The sequence below is a fragment of the Halorubrum sp. CBA1125 genome, from assembly GCF_009742825.1.
Lineage (GTDB): Archaea > Halobacteriota > Halobacteria > Halobacteriales > Haloferacaceae > Halorubrum.
In genome coordinates this window covers 1-2,011 of sequence record NZ_WPCE01000314.1, presented here as the reverse complement: position 1 = coordinate 2,011, position 2,011 = coordinate 1, and the positions used below count along the sequence as shown (strand labels likewise).

Here is a 2,011-nt window from a genome sequence, read left to right as displayed (position 1 = left end):
CTCGGTCGCCAGCGAGGCGATGTCGGCGCCGCTGTATCCGTCGAGGTCGCGGGCGACGTCGGCCAGGTCGATCCCGTCGGCGACGTTCATCTCCTCGGTGTGGATCTCGAGGATACGCTCGCGGCCCGCGGCGTCGGGCTCCGGCACCTCGATGAGCCGGTCGAAGCGGCCGGGGCGTAAGATCGCCTCGTCGAGCATGTCGAAGCGGTTGGTCGCGGCCATGATCCGCACCTCGCCGCGGTCGTCGAAGCCGTCCATCTCCGAGAGCAACTGCATCATCGTCCGCTGGACCTCGGCGTCGCCCGACGTCTTCGAGTCCGTCCGCTTCGCGGCGACCGCGTCGATCTCGTCGATGAAGATGACCGCGGGCTCGCGCTCGGCGGCCAGCTCGAAGAGGTCGCGGACCAGCCGGGAGCCCTCGCCGATGAACTTCCGGACGAGCTCGGAGCCGGCCATCTTGATGAACGTCGCGTCCGACTCGTTGGCGACGGCCTTCGCGAGCATCGTCTTGCCCGTTCCCGGCGGCCCGTGCAACAGGACGCCGCTCGGGGGCTCGACGCCGACGGTCTCGAACTGCTCGGGGTTCTCTAAGGGGTCCTCGACGGCCTCGCGGACCTCGCGGATCTGCTCGTCGATCCCCCCGATGTCGGCGTAGGTGACGTCCGGCGAGGCGGTGACCTCCATGGCCTGCGCCCGGGAGTCAGTCTCGTCGTCGAGCACCTGCTGGACGGCGAAGGAGTCGTTGATCGCGACGCGGTCGCCCGGCTGGAGGTCCGCCTCCAGCCGGCTGTCCGCCTGCGTCAGCACCTCCTGGTTGTTGCCGTGCTGTTTGATCACGACGCCGTCGTCGGTTATCTCCTCGACCGAGGCGATGTACAGCGAGGAGGTCTTCAGCACCTCGTTCTCGCGTTTCAGCTCGTCGACATCGGTCTTCAGCTCGCCGCGACGGTCCTGGGCGTCGTCGAGCCGGTCCTCCAGTTCGTTGTTCACCTGCAGGATCCGCCGGTAGTGCTGGCGGATCGCCTCCAACCGCTCCGTCTCGCTCATCTCCGGATCGAGCTCCAGACGGGGGCGGTCGGGCAGTGAGGGACTGTGAGACATTCGTTGTTTCGCGGTATGGGACGAGCGTAAATGTGCCTTTGGGTCACGGTCAGTTCCCCGGCGACGTCGCGCCGGCAGACCGCTGTCTACGCGGTGATCGCCCCGAAACGAGGCTCGAACTGCTCCCCCGCGTTACCGACCGAAATCGAGAGCGACCCCCGTCCGGACGGACGCGACCGGGAGGCCTCGCGACAGACCACATATCAATCGTGATATTCGACGGATAACGTTTTATTGACAGGACTGCACACCGGCGGCTATGGACGAACGCACGCCGAACGGCGACGGTCCGAGGGTCGAGGGTGACGGGGTCGTGAGTCGCTCGCGGGTCACGGTCGTCGGCCCATGACCGATACAGGAGTGTCGCCGACCGTGCTCGCGGTCGACGACGATCCGGATCTCGCGGAGCTGTACCGGGTGTACCTCGATCCGGCGTACGACGTCCGGATCGCGACCGAGGGCGAAGCGGCGTTGACCGCGATGGACGAAGCGGTCGACGTCGTCCTCCTGGACCGGCGAATGCCGGACATGTCGGGCGACGAGCTGCTGTCGGCGATCCGCGAGGAGGGGTACGACGCCCGCGTGGCGATGCTGACCGCGGTCGAGCCCGACGTCGACATCGTCGACATGCCGTTCGACGACTACAAGACGAAGCCGGTGACCAGAGAGGACCTGCTCGCGCTGGTTGAGGTGCTGTTACGCCGCGCGGAGTTCGACGAACGGAGCCAGGAGTTCTTCGCGCTCGTCTCGAGAGTGTAGTTTCGACGCGATCGGAGGAAACAATTGATTCAACCCCGACAGGCTAGCCCAGCTTACAGTCGCAAGTCCTATCGCCACCCCGTAGATTCCGACTTCCACTTCACCGAGAAAGTAGCCGATCATCAATCGATCAACGTTGGTGTATAGAAGC

At 65.8% G+C, this 2,011-nt stretch carries 1 protein-coding gene and 1 pseudogene; one reads left to right on the top strand and one right to left on the bottom strand.

Annotated features, from left to right (window positions below):
- Window positions 1-1,101: proteasome-activating nucleotidase (locus GJ633_RS16160; protein WP_156589588.1), on the bottom strand; the 1,101-nt coding region annotated here is incomplete at its 3' end.
- A 345-nt stretch (window positions 1,102-1,446) separates the two neighbouring features.
- Between GJ633_RS16160 and GJ633_RS16155 the strand changes: the two are divergent.
- A pseudogene (locus GJ633_RS16155) lies at window positions 1,447-1,854 on the top strand (response regulator transcription factor); the annotation flags it as partial.
- Window positions 1,855-2,011 lie beyond the last annotated feature (157 nt).